This window comes from Vulgatibacter sp., assembly GCF_041687135.1.
Taxonomy (GTDB): Bacteria; Myxococcota; Myxococcia; order Myxococcales; family Vulgatibacteraceae; genus JAWLCN01.
The window spans coordinates 733,463-753,691 of sequence record NZ_JAWLCN010000002.1 but is presented as its reverse complement, the minus strand read 5'-3'; the positions used below and the strand labels follow the sequence as shown (position 1 = coordinate 753,691).

Annotated in this window: 16 protein-coding genes; 5 read left to right on the top strand and 11 right to left on the bottom strand. The window is 70.0% G+C overall.

The features are described 5' to 3' along the window. Nucleotides 1-35 precede the first annotated feature (35 nt). The 5 genes from ACESMR_RS07110 to ACESMR_RS07090 form a co-directional block, all read right to left on the bottom strand. Nucleotides 36-3,023: an SNF2-related protein gene (locus ACESMR_RS07110; protein ID WP_373046295.1), complete on the bottom strand. Its 2,988-nt coding sequence runs from the start codon at nucleotides 3,021-3,023 to the stop codon at nucleotides 36-38. A gap of 124 nt (nucleotides 3,024-3,147) precedes the next feature. After that, nucleotides 3,148-3,813 carry a thiamine phosphate synthase gene (locus ACESMR_RS07105; protein WP_373046293.1) on the bottom strand — a complete coding sequence of 222 codons (666 nt, stop codon included), beginning with the start codon at nucleotides 3,811-3,813 and terminating at the stop codon, nucleotides 3,148-3,150. A gap of 20 nt (nucleotides 3,814-3,833) precedes the next feature. Then, complete coding sequence (locus ACESMR_RS07100) at nucleotides 3,834-4,613, bottom strand: thiazole synthase (protein ID WP_373046291.1); 780 nt, start codon at nucleotides 4,611-4,613, stop codon at nucleotides 3,834-3,836. A 55-nt stretch (nucleotides 4,614-4,668) separates the two neighbouring features. Then, nucleotides 4,669-4,869 carry a sulfur carrier protein ThiS gene (gene thiS / locus ACESMR_RS07095; protein ID WP_373046289.1) on the bottom strand — a complete coding sequence of 67 codons (201 nt, stop codon included), beginning with the start codon at nucleotides 4,867-4,869 and terminating at the stop codon, nucleotides 4,669-4,671. 113 nt (nucleotides 4,870-4,982) lie between these two features. Then, a complete protein-coding gene (locus ACESMR_RS07090) occupies nucleotides 4,983-6,086 on the bottom strand; it encodes a hypothetical protein (protein ID WP_373046287.1) in 1,104 nt (367 codons plus the stop codon). A 189-nt stretch (nucleotides 6,087-6,275) separates the two neighbouring features. Here ACESMR_RS07090 and ACESMR_RS07085 point away from each other — a divergent pair, with 189 nt between their 5' ends. Together ACESMR_RS07085 and ACESMR_RS07080 are read left to right on the top strand one after the other, a co-directional pair. Further along, the gene (locus ACESMR_RS07085) at nucleotides 6,276-7,202 is read left to right on the top strand and encodes a class I fructose-bisphosphate aldolase (RefSeq protein ID WP_373046285.1); all 927 of its coding nucleotides are present in this window, start codon (nucleotides 6,276-6,278) and stop codon (nucleotides 7,200-7,202) included. 159 nt (nucleotides 7,203-7,361) lie between these two features. Continuing rightward, on the top strand, nucleotides 7,362-8,219 hold the full coding sequence (locus ACESMR_RS07080) for a neuromedin U (protein WP_373046283.1): 858 nt from the start codon (nucleotides 7,362-7,364) through the stop codon (nucleotides 8,217-8,219). 8 nt (nucleotides 8,220-8,227) lie between these two features. On the opposite strand, the gene ACESMR_RS07075 is transcribed toward ACESMR_RS07080, so the two are convergent. The 3 genes from ACESMR_RS07075 to ACESMR_RS07065 all read right to left on the bottom strand — a co-directional run bounded on the left by ACESMR_RS07075 (nucleotide 8,228) and on the right by ACESMR_RS07065 (nucleotide 12,081). Continuing rightward, entirely contained in the window at nucleotides 8,228-9,232 is a 1,005-nt protein-coding gene (locus ACESMR_RS07075) for an NAD-dependent epimerase/dehydratase family protein (protein ID WP_373046281.1), read from the bottom strand. Beyond that, on the bottom strand, nucleotides 9,232-10,428 hold the full coding sequence (locus tag ACESMR_RS07070; protein WP_373046279.1) for an N-acetyltransferase: 1,197 nt from the start codon (nucleotides 10,426-10,428) through the stop codon (nucleotides 9,232-9,234). Before ACESMR_RS07070 ends, ACESMR_RS07075 begins: the two co-directional genes overlap by 1 nt. Before the next feature lie 117 nt (nucleotides 10,429-10,545). Beyond that, nucleotides 10,546-12,081: an aminotransferase class I/II-fold pyridoxal phosphate-dependent enzyme gene (locus tag ACESMR_RS07065; RefSeq protein ID WP_373046278.1), complete on the bottom strand. Its 1,536-nt coding sequence runs from the start codon at nucleotides 12,079-12,081 to the stop codon at nucleotides 10,546-10,548. Between the two features lie 384 nt (nucleotides 12,082-12,465). Here ACESMR_RS07065 and ACESMR_RS07060 point away from each other — a divergent pair, with 384 nt between their 5' ends. From ACESMR_RS07060 to ACESMR_RS07050, 3 genes are all read left to right on the top strand, one after another. Then, nucleotides 12,466-13,431 (top strand): phosphatase PAP2 family protein, encoded by a 966-nt coding sequence (locus tag ACESMR_RS07060; RefSeq protein ID WP_373046276.1) that lies wholly within the window; start codon nucleotides 12,466-12,468, stop codon nucleotides 13,429-13,431. A 231-nt stretch (nucleotides 13,432-13,662) separates the two neighbouring features. Then, a complete protein-coding gene (locus ACESMR_RS07055) occupies nucleotides 13,663-14,226 on the top strand; it encodes a DUF2062 domain-containing protein (RefSeq protein ID WP_373046274.1) in 564 nt (187 codons plus the stop codon). A 142-nt stretch (nucleotides 14,227-14,368) separates the two neighbouring features. Further along, the gene (locus ACESMR_RS07050) at nucleotides 14,369-14,905 is read left to right on the top strand and encodes a DUF2062 domain-containing protein (RefSeq protein ID WP_373046272.1); all 537 of its coding nucleotides are present in this window, start codon (nucleotides 14,369-14,371) and stop codon (nucleotides 14,903-14,905) included. Nucleotides 14,906-14,920: 15 nt separating this feature from the next. Here the strand turns inward: ACESMR_RS07050 and ACESMR_RS07045 are convergent, their stop codons facing one another. The 3 genes from ACESMR_RS07045 to ACESMR_RS07035 all read right to left on the bottom strand — a co-directional run bounded on the left by ACESMR_RS07045 (nucleotide 14,921) and on the right by ACESMR_RS07035 (nucleotide 20,198). Next, nucleotides 14,921-17,434, bottom strand: coding sequence for a 1-acyl-sn-glycerol-3-phosphate acyltransferase (locus tag ACESMR_RS07045; RefSeq protein ID WP_373046270.1), 2,514 nt, complete (start codon nucleotides 17,432-17,434; stop codon nucleotides 14,921-14,923). A 152-nt stretch (nucleotides 17,435-17,586) separates the two neighbouring features. After that, the gene (locus ACESMR_RS07040; protein ID WP_373046268.1) at nucleotides 17,587-19,278 is read right to left on the bottom strand and encodes a response regulator; all 1,692 of its coding nucleotides are present in this window, start codon (nucleotides 19,276-19,278) and stop codon (nucleotides 17,587-17,589) included. A 188-nt stretch (nucleotides 19,279-19,466) separates the two neighbouring features. Then, entirely contained in the window at nucleotides 19,467-20,198 is a 732-nt protein-coding gene (locus ACESMR_RS07035) for a HEAT repeat domain-containing protein (protein ID WP_373046266.1), read from the bottom strand. Nucleotides 20,199-20,229: the final 31 nt, after the last annotated feature.

Here is a 20,229-nt window from a genome sequence, read left to right as displayed (position 1 = left end):
GCTCCCGGGCACTGCATCCGGCCGCAGCGGCGCTGCTATTCGAAAAACCAGTAGCTCGTCGCGATCAGCTGCCGCTTCACCTCGCCCACCGTCGCCTTCTTCTGCACGTCGATGAGGGCGCGCTCCTTGTCGCCGATGCGGCGCTGCTCCTCGAGCCGGAGCTGATCGATCTGCCGCTTGTACTCGCGCTCCGCTGCGTCGCGATCGCGGCGGAGCTTGAGGCGCTCCTTGTCGTCCTGGCAATTGAGCAGGAGCTTGCGGGCAGCCTCCCACTTCGCCTTCACGTCGGCGAGGCGGCGGCGGGGTTTGTCGAGGCATTCCTCGGTGAAGCGATCCCAGCGCTCCCTGGCGCGGTCGGCGGCGACGCCGCGGCGGGCGTCCGCCTCGGCCTTCACCGCCATCTGCGCCTTGAGCAGCGCCGACTCCTTGGCGGAGGTGAGGGTGGGGCCGGTGGTCTCGTTCGCCGGGCGCTTCACGGTCTCGCGCGCCGGGATCCCCACGAAGAGCGCGCTGGTCTCCGGATCGAGCGAACGGAAGACGTTGCCCTCCCGCACCAGCACCACGTGGACGATCTTCTCGTCGGGATCGACCTCGCCGGCGAGGAATTTGTAGAGGTACCAGTAGCCCTCCTTGCCGAAGAGGCCGGAGAGCTGCGGCGGCGCCTTGCCCGCGTCGAGCTTGAGGTAGCAGACCTCGTCGAGGGGCTGGCTCTTGATCATCTTCGCCGCCGCCTTGACCAGCGGCGAGCCGGGCCCGAGCTTCTTGAGCCCCTTCTCCCTGGCGTCGGTGGCGGGGCCGAAGGAGTAGGAGCCCAGCGCGATCTCCGCACCGCCCGCCGCCTCGACCAGCGCGTCGGGGAGGTGGGTGATCTCGAGGACGCCGCCCTTCTCGCTGGCGTCCTCGGCGCCGAGGACCGATAGGGTGATCGCCTTGGCCTGCTCCTCGCTCTTCTTGAGGACCTGCCGGGCCTCGGTGGCGGCGCCCTTGAGCCGCGACTTCACCTGATCGTCGAAGCGCTCGGTGACCAGCGCCCGCGTCTCCGCCATGCGGGCGTTGATCTTCCCCTCCATCTCGGAGCGGAGCGCGTTGAAGGCCGTGTCGATCTCCTCCGGGCCGCGGCACGACTGGAAGATGTCGAGGACGCGCCGCTCGAAGTCGACGCCGCTGTCCAACGCGCCCAGGACCTCGTCGGAGGCGCCGAAGACGCCGTCGAAGAGCTGCAGCTTCTGCTCGAGCAGATCGTAGAGCCGGGCCTCCGCCGCGTTGGAGCGGTTGACCATGTTGATCACGAGCACGTCGCGCTTCTGGCCATAGCGGTGGCAGCGGCCGATGCGCTGCTCCACGCGCTGCGGATTCCAGGGCAGGTCGTAGTTGATCAGCAGGTTGCAGAACTGGAGGTTGAGGCCCTCGGCGCCCGCCTCGGTGGAGATGAGGATCTTGGTCTTGTGGCGGAACTCGTCCACCAGCGCCTTGCGCTCCTCGGGGCCGGAGCCGTCGCCGCAGAGGATCGAGACCAGGCCGGTGAAGCCGTTCTCCTCGAGCAGCTTCTTCAGGTAGTCCTGCGTCCTGCGGCTCTCGGTGAAGATCACCGCCTTCTCGGGCCAGCTGTGCGCAGCGGCAACGGTGAAGGAGCGGTGGATCGCGCGGACCAGCGCATCACCTTTGGCGTTCACCTTGATCGAGCGGGCGAGGGCGACCATCTCCCGGAGCTGCTTGAGCTCCTCCTTGCAGTCGGAGAGGGTCATCGGCTTCTTCTTGTCGATCTCGCCGTCGTCGATGAGCTCTTCGGCCTCCTCCTCGTAGATCCGGCGGATCTCCTCTTCGAGACCGTCCTGATCGTCCTCGTTCTCGCGGTCGAGGAGGAGCTGATCGATGTGCGTGCCCTGGGCCTGCATCACCTTCTCGGCGGCGCCGATCTTCGACTCGAGGGAGTCGGCGAGCTTCTCCAGCGTCGACGCGATCGCGAAGGAGGAGGAGCCGAGGATCTTGCGGTAGCACAAGGTGAGCAGCGTGCGGCGCTCGGGGGCGATCGCGGCGAGTTCCTCGCGGGCGAGGTATTCGCTCACCTTGTCGTAGAGGAGCTGCTCGTCGTCGCTCGGCCGGAAGTCCTCCACGATGGAGCGGCGGTTCGTGTACTTGACGTATTCGCGCACCTGGCGACGGAGGGTCCGGTTCATGATCGGAGCGATGCGCTCCTTCATGTCGTTCATCAGATCCTGGCGCTCCGCCAGGATCTGTTTCTCATCGGGTGCGCCGGGCGGCGGGGGCGGCTGGAGCAGCGGCCCGTAGAGCTGGCGGAACGCATCCTCGGGACCGAAGAGCGTCTCGTCGATGAGGCAGGCGAGCCCGTAGATCTCCATGATGCTGTTCTGCAGCGGCGTCGCCGTGAGCAGCAGCTTGGGGATGCCGGTGAGCGCCTCGCGCAGCGCGCGGCCGGTCTTGTGATCGCGCTTGTAGGCGTTGCGGAGGCGGTGCGCCTCGTCGATGATCACGAGGTCCCAGGGGATCTGCCGGACCTCGCTGGCGCGGTTGCACATGAAGGGCACCGAGCAGATGATCGGCACCGGCGAGTCGAAGGGGTTGAGGCGCCCGGTGGCCTTCGCCGACGGCCCGTCGATGCACTCGGCGGTGAGGCCGAATTTGTCCCACATCTCGTCGCGCCACTGCGCGCGCAGCGGCGCCGGCGCGAGGATGAGGATCCGCGAGCGCCCCTCGGCGATGAGCTGCGCCAGGGTGAGGCCCGCCTCGACCGTTTTTCCGAGACCCACCTCGTCGCCGAGGATGCAGCCGCCGGTGGAGAGGCTCTCCAGCGCGAAGGTCACCGCCTGGAGCTGGTGGGGGTTCAGGTCGACGCAAGCCTCCGCCAGCGCCGGCGCCACCCGCTCGAGGCCGCCGGCGGTGTGCCTGCGGGTAAGCTCCTCGGCGAGGATGCGCTGGTGGAAACGGCTCGGCTTCTTCGCGCCACGGGCGGGCGCGGGTGTGTCCGATCGCCGGGGCATGATCACCGTGCTCGGATCCTGCATGTTGCGACACCTCTTGTTTCATGGTGGCCGGCGCCTCGAAGGCTGCCTGGCCCACGAAAAGCGAATCTCTTGCGCGCGCAGGATGCGTCGCGCCGACTTCGTTTCCGCTGCGAGGGCACCGACGCTAACAGAGCGTTCGGGGCCGGGTCATCGGGGGTGGCGATCCACCCTGTGGGAAGGCAGCGGACGTGGCGGAAAGCACCGTTTGGAGCAGTTGCTCCGTCGCCGCGGCGGGATCTGGCGCCGCCAGCCAGCCGCGGATCCCAGCGATGCCATGGGCCCCCGCCTCGATGCAGGCGGCCGCATTCGCGGCGTCGACGCCCCCAAGGGCGAAGAGCGGCAGGCCGCAGGCTGCGGCGCTGCGGAGCGCATCGAGCCCGATCGCCGGCCCTTTGCCGGGCGAGGGGAAGATCGGGCTGTAGAGCGCGAAATCCGCATCCGACCGTGCCGCGATCTCCGCCTCCGTGTGGCAGCTCGCGCCGACGAGCAGCCCGGGCGCGAGCGCGCGCACGTCGGCAGGATCGATGGATCCGCCGGTGAGGTGCACGCCGGCAGCGCCGGCGGCGATGGCGACGTCCGCGCGATCGGAGAGGAAGAGCTTCGCGCCCCGGCGGTCACAGACCGCGCGGCAGGCGAGCGCCAGCTCGTGCAGCGCCCGTGCGCCGAGATCCTTCTCGCGGAGCAGCACCGCGGCGGTGCCGCGGGGAATGCCGGCGAGGGCACGATCGATCGCCCCCGGCAGATCGGCGACGAGGCGCCGATCGGTGATCAGGTAGAGCCGGAAGTCCATGGCTGCGAAGCGATGGCCGATCAGCGGGCGCTCGCGATCGTTCCTTCGATCGGCGAGGAGGCGTTGCCGTAGAGCTTCTTCGGGATGCGGCCGGCGAGGAACGCATCGCGGCCCGCCTCGCAGGCTGCCTTCATCGCCCGCGCCATGCGCACCGGATCCTTCGCGCCGGCGATGGCGGTGTTGAGGAGCACGGCGTCGCAGCCCAGCTCCATCGCGATCGCGACGTCGCTGGCGGTGCCCACGCCGGCGTCGACCAGCACGGGCACCTTCACCTGCTCGCGGAGGATCACGATGTTGTAGGGGTTGCGGACCCCGAGGCCCGATCCGATCGGCGCACCGAGCGGCATCACCGCGGCGCAGCCTGCGTCCTCGAGTTTGCGGGCGGCGACCGGATCGTCGTTGGTGTAGGGCAGGACGGTGAAGCCCTCCGCCGCCAGCACCTTCGCCGCCTTGATCGTCTCCTCGGCGTCGGGGAGGAGCGTCTTGGGATCGGAGAGGACCTCGAGCTTGATGAGGTCGGTGCCCCAGAGCTCGCGGGCGAGGCGGCTGGTGCGGATCGCGTCCTCGGCGTTGAAGCAGCCGGCGGTGTTGGGCAGCAGCTTCATCCCCTCGGGGATCCAGTGGAGGAGGCTCTCCTCGCCCTTCGCGGAGAGGTCGAGGCGGCGGACCGCCACGGTGACGATCTCGCTGCCGGAGGCCTCGAGCGCCGCCTTCATGGTGGGGAAGTCCTTGTATTTCCCGGTGCCGGTGAAGAGGCGCGAGGTGAAGGTGTGGTCGCCGATCCGGAGTGCTTCGGACATGGGAACCTCGTCGAGGTGAAGAGCAGAGGGTGGGGTCGTCGGGCTGCGCGCGCTTTCAGCCGCCGCCGACGAAAGCGACCACTTCGACCTGATCGCCTGGTGCAAGGAGGTGCTTGTCGTGGTCCGCCCGCTTGACCACCGCGAGGTTGACCTCGACGGCGACGCGTTCGCGGGGGACGCCGAGGAAGTCGAGCAATCCCGCCACGTGGATCGCCTCCGGAACTTCCTGCTCTTCCCCGTTGATGACGAGCTTCACCGCGCCGCTCCTTTGCTAGCGAGGGCCCGTAGGTAGCAGCATCCCGGCGCAAAAGCCAAGGGGCCGCACGCTCGCCCGTGCAGCCCCTTCGCGAAGATGTCCGGATCGCCCGATTACTCCTCGTCGGAGGGGGCCGGCTCCTCAATCACCGGGGCGCCGCTCTCGTCGTTCTCGCTGCCGGGGGCCTCGTCGCCGGGCACCTCCTCCACGGTGAGGGCGGGGCAGGCGGTCTCGTTCCACACAGGCGCGTCGACGCTCACCTCGGCGTGGGTGGCGTCGCCGCCTGCGGTCCAGCATTGCGCCACGTGGACGCAGCTCCCCTCGCCGACGGTGCCGCCGCAGGCGGTCGCCAGGGTGCGGGCGGCGCCTGCGGCGTTCCAGGCCATCGCCACCCGGGCGAGCTCGTCGATGCCGTCCTGCCCCTGCACCAGCTCGTCGCCTGCGTCACGGGTGAGGAAATCGTCGCCGGCGAGGAAGACGAAGCGGCCGCCCACGCCCAGCACCTGGCCGAAGCGGAAGAGGGCGGTGGTGGCCTCGGTGGCGTCCGGGCCGTGGACATCGCGCAGGCCGAGGAGGAGCTGCCGGGCGCGGCCCGCCACGCGGTAGCCGAGGCCGAGCTGGCCACCGGCGTCGACGCCGGTGAGGGTGGCGAGGTGGTCGAAGTTGTAGCCCACCCGGCCGGCGCCGCGGCGGGCGCCGTCGAAGTCCGGGAGGCGGGCGCCTTCGCCGGCGAAGACGGGCAGGTCGTCTGCCTCGGCGGTGGATGCGAGCGGCCTGCCGCGCAGCACGAAGCCGTAGCGGTCGCGGCGGGCGTCGACCCGGCAGGAGACGAGCTGCCAGTGGAGCTGCGTGGCGTCGGCTTCCCACACCCTGCAGGTGAGGTTGCCCCGGGTGATCTCGGTGGGGGTCGCGCCGGCGACGAGGCGGCGGATCGCGGCGTGGGTGTCGCCACGTAGATCGTCGAGGCGCCGCATCGTCGCGCGGCCGAGGGACGCGACGTCGTTGGCGTCGGCGCCGAGGCCCTGGGTGACGCTGCCGTCCTCCGCCGCTGCGAGGGCGAGCATCTGCTCGCCGGGGATCGCTGCGGTGAAGGGGTCGGCTGCGAGCACGTCGTCGCTGGCGTCGGCGCCACAGGCGGCGGCGCCGACGAGGAGCAGGGCGGCAAGGAGCAGGCGGTGGGGTAGCGGCGCCGCTGCCGGTCGGCGGGCGCTTTCCATCCCCCGACCGGCCGATTGTGCCCCGGTCGGGAGCCGTCGCCCAGGCGACGAAGAGGTGCAGCTCTGCCTTGCCCCCGTAGGTGGGACGGTCTATGTGACGGCCACCATTTTGCCGGTCGGCCGGATGGAATTCGGATACGTGCGAGGCGCCCCAGCGGGCGCGCGCCGGCCACCGTTACGGAGAAAGCGATGCGTCTGACGGATCAGGTGAAGCAGATCCTCTCGTGGTACCCCTCGGAGAACCCGGGCGTTCTCTCCAACATGTCGCGGATGATGATGACCGGCCGCATCGCCGGCACCGGCAAGATGGTCATCCTCCCGGTGGACCAGGGCTTCGAGCACGGCCCCGCGCGCTCCTTCGCGCAGAACCCGGCGGGCTACGATCCCGAGTACCACTACCAGCTCGCCCTCGACGCGGGCTGCAACGCCTACGCCGCGCCGCTCGGCGCCCTGGAGCTCGCCGCCGGCAAGTACCTCGGCGAGGTCCCGCTCATCCTCAAGCTCAACAACTCCGACACCATGGCGAAGATGGAGAACCCCATCTCCGCGCTCACCGGCTCGGTGGAGGACGCGCTCCGTCTCGGCTGCTCGGCGATCGGCTTCACGATCTACCCGGGCTCGCAGGACCGGAAGACGATGTACGAGGAGATCCGCGAGCTGATCCTCGAGGCGAAGAGCGTCGGCCTTCCCACCGTGCTCTGGGCCTACCCCCGTGGCGCCGGCATGTCGAAGCAGGGCGAGACCGCTGCCGACATCGTCGCCTACGCGGCCCACGTCGCCTGCCAGCTCGGCGCCCACATCGTGAAGGTGAAGCCGCCCGGTGACTTCATCGAGCAGCCGGAGGCCAAGAAGGTCTTCGAGAAGTTCAACATCCCCACCGCCACCATGGCCGACCGCATCCGCCACGTGGTGCAGAGCTGCTTCAACGGCAAGCGCATGGTGATCTTCTCCGGCGGCGAGGCCAAGGAGACCGCGGCGCTCCTCGACGAGGTCCGCCAGATCCGCGACGGCGGCGGCTTCGGCTCGATCATGGGCCGTAACGCCTTCCAGCGTCCGCACGACGAGGCCGTGAAGCTCCTCCAGGACGTGATGGACATCTTCGCCGGCAAGAAGTAGCCGCGGCGTCGTCGAGGCGGATTCGAGCCCGGTTCCCGCACAGGGGGCCGGGCTCGTTTCTTTTCCCCGGGTGGGCGCACCGGGCAGGTGCTGGCGGATCACCGGACCGCTGCAAAGCTATGCCGCCGGCGGGCATTCTCCCTGCCGAGGGGGCATCGAATGCGAGCTTGGTGGGCCGGTCCGCCCGTGGGCGCGCTGCTCTGCGCTCTTCCTGCTCCGGCCCCGGCCCAGCAGGCGGAGGGCGGAGCGCATCCGGCGGATCAGCCGGAGGAGGCGCAGGCGCTCGCGCAGCAGCTGACCAACCCCGTCGCCGATCTGGTCAGCATCCCCTTCCAGTTCAACTGGGAGAACGGGGTGGGGGAGAACGAGGATCTGCGCTTCGTGCTCAACGTGCAGCCGGTGATCCCGCTCTCCCTCGGCGAGGACTGGAACCTCATCCTCCGCTGGATCCTGCCCTTCGTGGCGCAGCCCCCGGGGATCGCCGAGGGATCGCCGGCGACCTTCGGCACCGGCGACATCGTCGCCTCGGCCTTCTTCTCTCCGGCGAAGGGGAAGGTGATCTGGGGGGTCGGGCCGGTGCTGGGGCTTCCCACCGGCAACGATCCGCTCCTCAACTCCGGTACGTGGTCCGCCGGGCCGACCGGCGTGTTCCTCGTCCAGGCAGGTCCCTGGACCGCCGGCGCGCTGGCCAACCACCTCTGGTCCTTCGCCGATACCGGCGAGGTCCACCGGCGCGACGTGAACCAGACCTTCCTGCAGCCCTTCGTGGCCTGCACCACCGGCGGCGCGGTGACCTTCACGGTGCAGAGCGAATCGACTTTCGACTGGGAGGCCGAAGAAGGGCAGGGCTGGACCGTCCCCGTCAGCGCCCTGGTGAGCAAGCTGGCGAAGCTCGGTCCGTTCCCCTTCTCGATCCAGGGCGGCGCCGGCTGGTACGCGGCGACGCCGGCGGGAGGACCGGAGTGGAGGCTGCGCCTCAACTTCGTGGTCCTCCTGCCGGTGCAACACGGCCACTGAGGCCCGGCCTACTTGATCCAGCGGTTCTCGCGGTACCAGGCGGCGGTCTCCGCCAGCCCCTTCTCCAGCGGGACGCCGGGCTCCCAGCCGAGCTCGCTGCGGGCCCGGTCGATGGAGCAGGCCCAGCCGGGACCGGCGCTCTCGCGAACCTTGTCGAGGTTCACGATCTGCGGCTTGCCGCTCAGGCGGCCGGCGAGCGAGCCCCACAGGCCGGCGGGCCAGGAGAGCGACTCCGGCACCGGCAGCACCACGGTGTTCTTGCGGCCGAGGGCGGCGCCTGCCTGGCGGATCAGCTCCTCCCAGGTGTAGAGGCCGCCATCCGAGACGTGGTAGACGCCCTCGCCGCCCTGCAGGCCGGCGACGCGCCTGCCCTTCTCCAGCGCCACGGCGAGCACCTCGCCGAGATCGTCGACGTGGATGATCGAATAGCGCTTGCTGCCCACGAGGCCGATCTTCAGGCCGACGCCGAGGGCGCCCATCTTGAAGACCTCGAAGAAGTCCCGGTCCCTGGGGCCGTAGACGATCGGCGGGCGCACGATGGTGAGGTGGAGCTTGTCGGCGTGGCGCCGCACCGCCTCCTCGCCCGCGAGCTTCGAGGTGCCGTAGAGCGAGACCGGCTTGCACTCGTCCTCTTCGAGGGACGGGCGCCCGTGGGGCATCGGCCCCGCGACCGCGAGGGTGGAGCAATGCACGAAGCGCGGGACCCCTGCGGCCACCGCGGCCTCGGCGAGCTGCCTCGTGCCGAAGTGGTTCACGCGGAAGTAGTCGTCGCGGGTGAGCCCCTTGGTCACCGCCGCCACGTGCATCACCGCGTCGACGCCCTCGAGGGCTGCGGGGAGCGAGTCGGCGTCGCAGACGTCGCCGTAGGCGAACTCCACGCCGCCCACCGCCTCGAGGCCTGCCTTGTTCGACGTGCGCCGCACGAGCGCGCGGATCTCGTGGCCGCGGGCGGCGAGGGATTTCGCGACGACGGGGCCGACGAAGCCGGTGCCGCCGGTGAGCAGGACCTTCATCAGACTTCCGCCTCGTACATCCGGTAGGTCTTGTAGCGCTTGCCGCCCATCATCTCGATGGCGCGGTTCACGAGCACGTTGTCCTCGAGGGTCCAGCTGATCTCGCCGCCCTTGTAGCCGAGCTTGCGCGCGGCGCGCAGGGTGTCGAGGTAGAGGATCGCGTCGAGGCCGCGCTTCCGGTACTTCTCCTTGATCCCCAGGGTGATCAGCCGGAGCTGATCGATCTTGCGGGAGTGCCAGAGCAGCTTGGCGAGGCCCACCGGCACGCCGAAGGTGGTGAGCCTGCCGCCCACGTGGAGCAGCGCCTGGTTCATGTCCGGGAGGGTCATCGAGAAGGCCACCGGCTCGCCCTGCACCTCGGCCATGAGCACCAGATCGGCGACGGCGATCTGCTTCATGTCCTTGGCGGCGTGGTCGAACTCCTCCTCGGTGAAGGGGACGAAGCCCCAGTTCTTCTCCCAGGCGGCGTTGTAGATCTCCTTGATCCGGCGCGCCTCGTTGGCGAAGTCCTTGAGGTTCACCGGGCGGACGACGACGCCCTCCTTCGCCCGCACCTTCTCCGCGATGCGGACCACGCGGTCCGGCGGATCGACGTGGGCGGAGAGCCACCACGCGTAGAGATCCTTCGACTTCGGGAGGCCGAGGACCTCCTCGAAGTGGCGGATGTAGTAGCGCGGGTTGTAGGTCATCATCACGACCGGCGGGCTGTCGAAGCCGTCGACGAGCAGGCCGAGGTCGTGGTTCGAGGTGAAGTTCGCCGGCCCTTCCATCTTCGCGAGGCCGCGGCCGCGGATCCAGGAGCGGGCAGCCGCGAAGAGCGCGTGGGCCACCTCGTCGTCGTCCAACGCCTCGTAGAAGCCGAAGAACCCGATGCTGGCGTCGTGGAAGGCGTTGTAGTTCCGGTCCTCGCAGGTCGCGATCCGGCCCACGAGCTTGCCGTCCTTGCGCGCGAGGAAGAGCTCGGTGGTCGCGTGCTTGAAGAAGGGGTTCTTCGCCGGATCGAGGAAGTCGCGGCGCTCCATGAGGAGCGGCGGCACCCAATTCGGATCGCCGGCGTAGATGCGGTAGGGCAGCTCGAGAAACTCGTCGCGCTGCCTGGCGGTGGTGACCCGCTCGATCTGCACGTTGCCGGCCTTCGGACCGGTGGCGCGCGCTGCGGGCTCTACGGTTTCCAGCTTCTCTGCGGGCTCTGCCATCGCTGCCCCTTCGCTCGCCGGGTCGCGGCGAGCCTCAAACGCCACGGGCGCCGACGAAGGGCGCCCGTGTGCAATCGCAATCGCAATCGCAATCGATCGATCGGAACCGGGCCCGGATCAATCGTCCCAGGTCATCCGCTTGGTGCCGCGGGCCTTGTTCGCGAGCTCCATCAGCTTGTAGCCCCGCTCGATCGCGGCGCCGGTGATGTCGCCGATCCGTTCCTGGACCACCTTGTTGACCTGCTCGCGGGTCGGGACCTGGAGATTGGCGGCGCGCCAGGTGGCGGTCTCCACCAGATCGAAGACCTTCTTGGCGAGGTCGGCGGGGGTGCGGGCGCCGTTGCCCTTCTTGTTCGCCCAGGCGGCGTTGCCCGCGTCGGTGGGGACGTAGCGGTTGGTGTCGATGGTGAGATCGTCCACCGAACCGACCTTGGCGATCACGTCGGCGACGCTGGGCGCGTCCTGCGGGATCACCTTGTACTTCTTGCCCAGCACCTCGAACTGCTCGAGCACGCGGTTGAGCTGCTCGTCGGTGTGGGTGGCGATGTACGAGGTGCGCATCAGCGCGTGGCCCGGCTCCACCGCAGGCGGAATCACGGGGTTGGCGAAGACGCCGTTCTCGTAGAGCGCGGTCCAGAGGCGGAAGCACTTGATCTGGTCGCCGATGAAGACCGGCACCACCGGGCTCTCGCTCATGGTGACTTCGTAGCCGAGCATGCGGAAGCCGTTCCGCATCTTGTTGGCCACGCGCATCAGCCGCTGCCGGCGCTCGGGCTCGCTCTTGATGATCTCGAGCGAGGCGAGGGCGGCCGCCACCGAGGCGGGCGTCATCGAGGCCTGGAAGACCATGGCGCGGGCCTTGTGCTTGACCCACTCGATGACCTCCTTCGGGCCGGCGAGCACGCCGCCGAGCGAACCGAAGGACTTGGAGAAGGTGCCCATCACGAGATCGACGTCGTCTTCGACGCCGAGGTGCTCGCTGAGGCCGCGGCCGTTGGCGCCCATGACGCCGAGGCCGTGGGCCTCGTCGACCATGACGCGGGCGCCGTACTTCTTCTTGAGCTCGATGATCGAGCGCAGGTCGGCGAGGTCGCCTTCCATCGAGAAGACGCCGTCGGTGACGATGAGCTTGCCGGCCTCGGGGGGCGCGTTGGACATCAGGCGCTCGAGGTCCGCCATGTCGTTGTGGCGGTAGCGCTTGTGCTCACCGAACGACGAGCGGATGCCTTCGAGGATCGAGGCGTGGTTGAGCCTGTCCGAGAAGACGTAGTCCTTCCGCTCCAGCAGGGCGGAGAGGGCGCCGAGGTTGGTGGTGAAGCCGGTGGAGAAGCAGAGCGCCATCTCCTTGCCCAGGAAGGCAGCCAGCTTCGCCTCGAGCTCCTCGTGGAGATCGAGGGTGCCGTTGAGCAGGCGGGAGCCGGAGCAGGAGGTGCCGTACTTCTCGACGGCCTTGGCCGCTGCTTCCTTGACCCGCGGGTCCATGCTCAGGCCGAGGTAGTTGTTGGAGCCGACCATGATCACATGGCGGCCACCGACGTTGACCTCGGTGCCATCGGTCTGGTCGATGGGCTTGAAGTAGGGGTAGAGGCCGGTGGCCTTGGCCACCCGCAACTCCCGCCAATCGTACGCTTTCTTGAAAACGTCGCCGGCCATGCTGGCCCTCCGCTACCCGACGGCAGCTCGACCGAGAGACCCCCCGTCCTGACCCTCGGAATGGGGGCGGAGATACCGGCGGCCTCCCGAAATGTCAACTCGATGGCCTACCGCCCGGCTGGTCGGTGGCGCACTGCGGCATTGCGCACCGACGTGCGCTGCGAAGGTCTCTACGCACGGGAAGGGAAGAGCTTACGCAGATGCGCAGTTTGCGACACCGCTGCCCCACCTCCACCCTTGGAGGGCCGGCGGCGGAAGGGTGCCGGGCTATCTTGACGGCTCGGTACCTGCGGACTAGAAGCTCAGCGCCCTGTAATGGACCCGGGTGGCTTCGCGTTTGCATCCTCCCGTGGGAACGACGGGGGAAGGCGGTTCGAGGGATCGATGGAGCGAGAGGTCACAGTTCCCAGTACGAGCCTGGCGCAGGCCGAGGGTCTGGCGATCCGGTCGGGCGAGCTGATCGCCGTGATTGCGGGCGCGCTGGGCTTCACCATTCTGCTCTGGAACCACGAGCGGGTGGACGGCTGGTGGCCTGCCGCCCTGGTCTTCGGGGCGGTGGCCGTGGCGCCGCTCCTCCTCCGGGCGCTCCAGGCGCAGCTCCCGGAGAACCGGCTCCTGCGCTTCGTCGCGGATTTCGGGCCGATCGTCTACATCGTCGGCCTCTACCTCCATCTGAACCCGGTCCTCGACGCGGTGAACCTGCCGATCGCCGACGATTGGCTCGTGCGCCTGGACCAGCAGGTCTTCGGCTTGCAGCCGTCGATCTGGCTCGACCGGAACCTGCCCCTGTGGGCCTTCGACCTCTTCCTCGGGGCCTACACCACCTACTTCGTCTGGCCGGCGTTGCTGGGGCTCGTGCTCTGGTTCAAGCGCAAGGAAGTCCAGTTCGACGAGTGGGTGACCGCACTGATGTTCTTCTACGCGGTGAACTACGCGTTCTACGCCCTCGTCCCGGCGATGGGCCCCCGCTACTTCCAGGCCGCCTACTTCGACGGGCCGGTGCCGGGGATGTGGTTCGCCAACCAGCTCGACCTCATGTTCCGGGACTCGCCGCTCGCCCGCGACTGCTTCCCCTCGGGCCACACGGGCATCTCCCTGCTCGTGCTCGGCTATGCGTGGAAGGAGGAGCGGAAGTTCTTCTGGGCGGTGCTGCCCGTGATCGTCTGCCTGATTATCGGTACCCTGGCGGGCCGCTTCCATTACGGCATCGACCTCATCGCCGCCTTGCCCCTCACCGTGACCTCCCTGGCGGTGGCTGCAGCGCTGAAGCGGCGCCTCCCGGAGGGGGTGGTGGTCGCCCGGGCCTCGACCTGGCGGCGCGCCCGCGCCCTGGTTCGCGGCGAGGGCTGACCGCCGGCGGATCTGCTTTCCGCGGAAACGAATTCGGGCCCCAGCCGGGGCTGGGCCGCTTTCCGCGGAAACGGATTCGGCCCCTCTCCCGCCCCTCACACAGGGCGAACGGGCTTTCCGCGGAAGGCGGCGGACCCGCTCGGTGGTTGGAGCCTCGAAACCCGGGGCTGGATTGGCGGGCCGAAGGCCGCTACTCTCGCGCCGCCCGGGCTGGCAGCCGAGGTTCTTTGCATGTCGATGATGGGCCGCACCTTCGCACGTCTCCGCAAAAAAGCCCGGCAGGGCTACGTCCGCCTCCTCAAGAGCCCCGGTGCTCCGCGGGAGATCGCCGGTGGCGTGGCCCTGGGCCTCTTCGTGGCGATGCTGCCGGTGATGGGCGTGCAGATGCCCCTGGCCATCCTCCTCGCCGAGCTCCTGCGCCGCGTCTTCCGGATCCGCCTCTCGCGGCTCGCCGCCGCCGCTGGCGTCTGGCTCACCAACCCGGTGACTGCCGCTCCCATCTACGGCCTCTGCTGGCTCGCCGGCAGGCCGGTCGCGCGGCTCCTGCTCCCCTCCCACCAGATCGCCAGCGAGGGCGTCACCCTCTCGGTGAGCGATCTCGCTGCCGCCGGCCCCTTTGCCCTCGAGCTCCTCTGCGGCCTCACCATCGGCGGCATCCTCTTTGGGATCCCGGTGGCGGTGGCTGGTTACAAGCTCACCCTCCAGGCGGTGCACCGCTACCAGGCCCGCAAGGGGGAGCGGCGCATGCGCCTCGCCGCCGCCCGCGGCCAGGGCAGCGATCTCCGCGCCGCCTGAACCCCAAGCGGCGGCTGGCCGCTCCCCTCCTTGCTGCACAACCTGCCGTCGGCTGCCGGGAACGGCGCACCGCCTCTCGTGGTTCGGAGGAGGTGCACACGGGGCCTGCACGGAGCAGGTCCCCCCAACCAGCCGGGGTTCGATGGGGTCCATTCGCGCGCTCGCCACCACCCTCCGCAAGAAACTCCGCCAGGGCTACGTGCGGCTGCTCCGCAGCCCCGGGGCCCCGCGCCAGGTGGCGGGAGGCATGGCCCTCGGCCTCTTCGTCTCGATGATGCCGGTGCTGCAGATGCCGGTGGCGCTCCTCCTCGTCGAGGTGCTCCGGCGGGCCTGCGGCGTGCGGCTCTCCCGGGTGGCTGCGCTCTCCGGCGTGTGGCTCACCAACCCGGTGACGGCTGCGGGGCTCTACGGGATCGCCTGGTTCGTGGGCAAGCCGGTGGTCCGCCTGCTCCTCCCCAGCGTGGCGCTCGACATGCCGATGCCCGGGCTCTCGCTGGCGGAGCTCGGTGCCGCGGGCCCCTTCGCCCTGCAGATCGCGCTCTGCCTCGGGGTGGGCGGCGTGCTCGTCGGCATCCCCATCGCCGTCTTCGGCTACCACCTCACCCTGCGCGCGGTGGAGCGCTACCAGGCGCGTCGGGCGAGCCGGCGGCTGCGGCTGCGCCCTGCAGCCGCTGCCTGAGCGCGCCTCCCTGGCTCAGGTTGGCGGCGGCGCCAGGAACCGGCCGATCTCCCTGCCGAAGCTGGCGCGCTCCTCCTGGCTCGCGAAGCGCTCCCCGAGCTCGAGCCGCTTCTCGTCGGCGCCGTTCAAGTAGCCCTCGTCCTGCATCCAGCTGATCGCCTTCTCGAAGGTGGGGCGCGAGATCGCCTCGGCGCACTGCACCCTGCCGGCGAGGTAGACCCGCCTGCCGTGCTCCAGGCTCTTGCGGACGAGCTCCTTGCGCTCGAGCGGCCCCGCCTCGAGCACGTCGAGGGATCCCACCGCCACCTGGTAGCTCTCGATCACGTCGCCGAGCAGGTTCCGCAGAAAGCCCAGGTCCTCCAGGGCCTCCGGCAGCGCCCGCACCTCCTCGTGCTCGCGCCCTTCGACGAGGCCCATGCCGTCGAGGAGCTCCACCGTGCGGTGGACGATCTGCTCGAGGGGCAGCGCCCGGTAGGAGAGCTCGCGCTTGAGGAGCCGGGAGAGGAACTCCACCCGCGGCAGCAGCTCGGCCATCGGCGCCGCGTTCCCGGGGAAGGAGAGGAGCGCCGCGGCGAGGATCGCCTCCTCCTCGAAGTGGTGGAGGATGTTGTTCTTGTAGAAGGCGAGGAAGCTCCGGGCGTCCTCCTGCACCTGGTAGAAGGTCTCTCCGTCCACCTGGCGGACGGACACCTGCTTGTCGCCGGCGAAGCCCGCGATCGCCTCGTGCATGGCGCCGGGCGCCTGCGGATCGCTGGGCGACTCGTTAACCAGGCGGGAGAAGCGGGCGCCCCGGGCCCTGGCGAGGCGGCGCATCAACTCGATCCGCGCCGCGAGCTCCCTGCTCGAGCAGCTCCTGCGGTGGTGGCCGAGGAGCGCTGCAGCGGCGAGGGCGGTGGAGGTGATGGTCTGCACCCGGCCCATGCCGTAGGCGATCCGGTGGGCGAGGGCGCGGACGAGATCGCGTTTCTCCTCCTCGCTGTGGCGGTGCGGGTCGAAGCCGCGGGAGGCGGCGAAGGCCGCGAGCGAGATGGGCGTGTCGACCTGGAGGTGGACCTGTCCCCACCGGGAGCGGAGGACCGCGGGCGCCTTGAGCAGCCCCTTGATGTCCTCCTTCTTCTTCTCGCCGCCGGCCATCTCCCTGGCGTAGGAGCGCGCCTCGATCAGCTTGGCGTAGTCGATCGCCACCGGCACGAAGTGGAGGTCGTCGCGGGCGCCGGCGATCCAGGCGTCGATCTCCATGCCGATCAGCCCGTATTTCGGCTGGAGGATCCGGCCGGTCCGGGTGCGCCCGCCCTCCGGGTAGAACTCCTGGGTGTAGCCGTCCCGGGCGATCTTGCGGACGTAGGCGGAGAGCGAGGCGCCGTAGACCTTGTCGCCCTTGAAGCTGCGCCGGATGAAGAAGGCGCCGCCCCTGCGGAAGATCGGGCCGATCGGAAAGAAGGAGAGGTTGGCGCCTGCAGCCACCAAAGGCGGCATGATCCCGCGCTCGAGGAGCACGTGGCTCACCAGCAGGTAGTCCACGTGGCTGCGGTGGGTGGGGCAGATCACCAGCGGCGCCTTCTTGCTCGCCTCCGCCGCCCGGCGCAGCCCCTCCTCGTCGACGTTGATGCCGTCGTAGATCCGGTGGAAGACCCAGCGCGCCACCGCGTTGGCGCCGTCGATCCACGCGGGCGAATAGCGGGCGGATATCTCGTGCAACGCGCGCCGTGCCTCCTCGATCACCTGAACCTCGGAGATCCTCCGCTCCGCCGCCACCTCGGAGAGCTCGGCGCGGAGGATGCGGTCTCGCAGCGTCTCCTCGACGAGGCGACTCGCGTCCTTGAGCGGCGGGCCGACCACCGCCCGGAGCTCCCTGGCGAGGCCGACCGCCAGCGCGCCGCGAACCTTGCGGGCGATGCGCTCGTCGGTGGCCGCAGCATCGAGCTCGAGCACCGCCCGGAGATCGATCGGCTTGCCGATCTTCACGAAGGAGCGGCGGTGGTTGAAGAGGAAGGAGACGAAGGCGTGGATGCGTCCCGGCACCTCGGCGGAGCCGAGGACGGTGTCGGCGACGCCGGGCCGGAGCCGCACCGGCGCGCGCTTGAAGATGAGGAGCTGCGGCACGACGTAGATCGGCCGCTGTTGTTTGCGCTGCAGCGCGACCAGGCCGGCGAAGGGATCGTCGGTGGCGGCGCCGTGGGCCTGCAGCACCGCGGGCCTGCGGAGGAAGACCATCGCCGCCTCACCGTGGGCCACCGCTTCGACCACGTCCTCGCAGGGCGGGGTGGGGCGGCGGCGGAAGAGGGCGGCGAAGGGCCGGACCAGCCACGTGGAGAGTCCGAGAACGGAGCTGGCGAGGGGCAGGCCGCGGCGGGCGTAGGCCCAGTTGAAATAGAGGAAGTTGAGGATGCCCGCCGAGCGCATCACGTAGACGAGCGTCCCCTTGCGGGCGAGCTCCTCGAGCTCGACCTGCGCCTCCTCCGGAAAGTGGACCGGTTCGAAGAAGCGGCGGAAGAGCCAGCGTAGCAGCGGGCCGTAGCGGGTATGCATCCCCGCTGCGGCGGGGCGGGACTTCTCTGCGGCATCCGGCGTCATCACGTGGCGATAGGATGGCTGCCCGCGGGCTCCGCCGGCAAGCGCGTTTCTTCAGCGGAGACGCGAGGTTCCGGCAGACCCGGAACCCCGCCGCCTGCTCCGTTGGTTCAGACGCGCTCTTCGCCTTCCCCCGGCGCGACGAATTCCCGCACGCGCTCGACGAGGTAGGGGAAGTTGATCGGCTTCTCGAAGACGCCGTCCACCCGCTCGCCCCAGGCCTGATCGGTGCCGGCGCCGGCATCGATCGCGCCCGAGATCACGAAGATCGGCGTGTGCTGGCCGCGACTCCCCTCGCGCACCTTCTTGACCAGGGCAGCGCCGTCGACGCCGGGGATGCGCAGGTCGAGGAGGACCAGCGCCGGCGGGACCTCCTGGATCCGCTCGAGGGCCTCGCGGCCGTCGGCGTAGGCGCGCACCGCGTAGTCCTCTGCGGTGAGATATTCGATGAGGCCGTTCCGGCAATCGGCGTCGTCCTCGACGATGACCACCTCGCCCTGCCGCGGCGCCGGCCGCTCGGAGGGAGCGGTGACCACGCCGGCGAAGAGCGGGAGCGCCACGTGGAAGACGAGCCCCTCGTCGGTCTGCTCCGCGTCGAGGTGGCCGCCGTGGAGCTCGAAGACCTGCCGGGCGATCGAGAGGCCGATGTTGGGCGAGCCGCCCTCGACCCGGAAGACCTCGAAGAGGTTCTCGAGCTGGTCGGGCGGCACCTGCACGCCGCCGAGGACCACGTCCACCGCGCCGACGCGGCCCCGGGGCGCCACGCGCACTTCGATCCGGTGGCCGTCGCGCTTGCCGCGCAGGCCGCGCTCGAGCAGGTGCATGAAGGCTTCGATCAGCCGGTCGCGGTTGCCGCGGACGAAGACCTCGCCCGTCTGCACCCTGGTGTCGATGAGGACCTGGGAGGCCTCCGCGTCGGAGCGCAGGTAGTCGACCGCCTCCGCCAGCACAGAGCGCAGGCCCAGCGGCTTCGGGTCGAGGGTCATCTTGCCGGCCTGGAGCCGGGCGGTGAGGAGCAGGTCGTTGATCAGCCGGAGGAGCCGATCGGTGTTGCGGTCGCAGACCGCCAGCGCGTTCACCTGCTTCGGCGTCATCTCGCCGAGCTTCCCCTTGAGCGCCATCGCCAGGTAGCCCTTGAGCGTGGTGAGCGGGGTGCGGAGCTCGTGGGAGAGATGGGAGAGCAGGGCGTCGCGGGTACGATCCCCTTCGCGGAGCCGCTCTGCCGCAGCTTCCAGCTCCCGGGCCCGGCGCTCGGCGTCGTTGCGGGTGCGGGCGACCTCGCTCGCTGCGCCGCAGGCGTTGGCCACCGCCTCCATCCGCGCCAGCTCGTCGGCAGTGGGGCCGTCCTCGCCGCCGTAGCTGCCGCCGAGCATCACCAGCGCGCCCAGGGTGCGGCCGAAGGCCCGCATCGGCACCGCGACGATGGCGCCATCGATCACGGCCCTTCCCTCGGAGAAGGCGGTGCCCACCGGCCCCTCGCCGGGCGCTGTCGCCTGGACCCTGCTGTCGGCGCGTCCGCGGGCGGCGGCGACGCTGAGCCGGTCGAAGGCGGAGTCGTGGACCACCGCCCAGGCGGAACGGGGCCGGAAGGAGCGCTCCAGCGCCTGGAGACCGCGCTTCAGCGCCTCCGGGGGCCGTGCGTCGGCGAGGATCGCCTGGATCTCGGCGAAGAGCGCGCCGGGATCGGCCGCGGCCTGCTTGGTCGAAGTGCCCGGATTCCGGCGCGGACGTGCCGTGCGGGCTGCGGGCTGCTCGGTCGTCTTGCCCCGTCTCCGAGGCGTCTGGGTATCCTTGGTGGCCACGCGCCCTCCTGCTGCCCCCCAACCGGTTTGGACGGCTGTACGGGAGGAGAACCCGACGGTCAACCGCCGGAATGGGCCAAACCCGCGCGCCGCTCGGTGGCGAACAGAGCTGGCGAAAAGTTGTGCAAAAACAAACAGGTGCGCCCCGTCGAGGCGGGGCGCAACCGTTCAGTGTCCAACGCCGCCGATCAGGCCCTGCGAACCACACCGGCGTCGTCGAGGGAGTAGCCTGCGGGGAGCCTGGCGGCGACCTGTTCCCTGGCGCCATCGAGCGGCAGGCCGAGGTCGGCGAGGGCCCCGGCCGCCGCGGTGCGGACCCGCGGCGCCTCGGCGTTGGTCAGGCAGGCCACGATCGCCTCGCGGGCGCCGGTATCACCCTGCTTCACCAGGGTCTGCAGGGCGGCGACGCGCACCTCGTCGGAGGGATCGTCGAGGAAGGCGGAGACCGCCGGATCGATCCGCGGATCCTTGTAGTCGGCGAGGTGGTTGATGAGCAGGACCTTCTTGTCCGGCTCACGGACGTACTCCCGAGAGAGCTGGTCGAGCACGGAGGTGAGGGTGCCGATCACCCGATCCTCGTCCACCAGCTCCTCGAGGCAGCGGACCGCCCAGCCGACGCTGTCCTGCCCCCGGATGAAATCCTCCACCGGGCCCACGGCGGCGTCGCCGAAGGAGGTGATGATCGAGAGGGTGAACTCCTTCTCCTCGGCGTCGGTGATCCCGGGCTCGGTGGTCACCGTGAAGCGCTGGAGGAGCGCGGCGATCGCCTGCGGGCTGCCGATGTCGCGCAGCTGCTCGAGCGCGCGGGTCCTGGCACCGGCGTCGCCGTACTTCTCCTGCGTCTTCTTCGAGAGTTCCCTGATCCGCTTCGCTTCCCGCTCTTCCCGGGATCCGCCGAAGAGGCTGTCCAACAGGCCCAAAGCTCACTCCTTCCGACCACAGTGCCGCAGG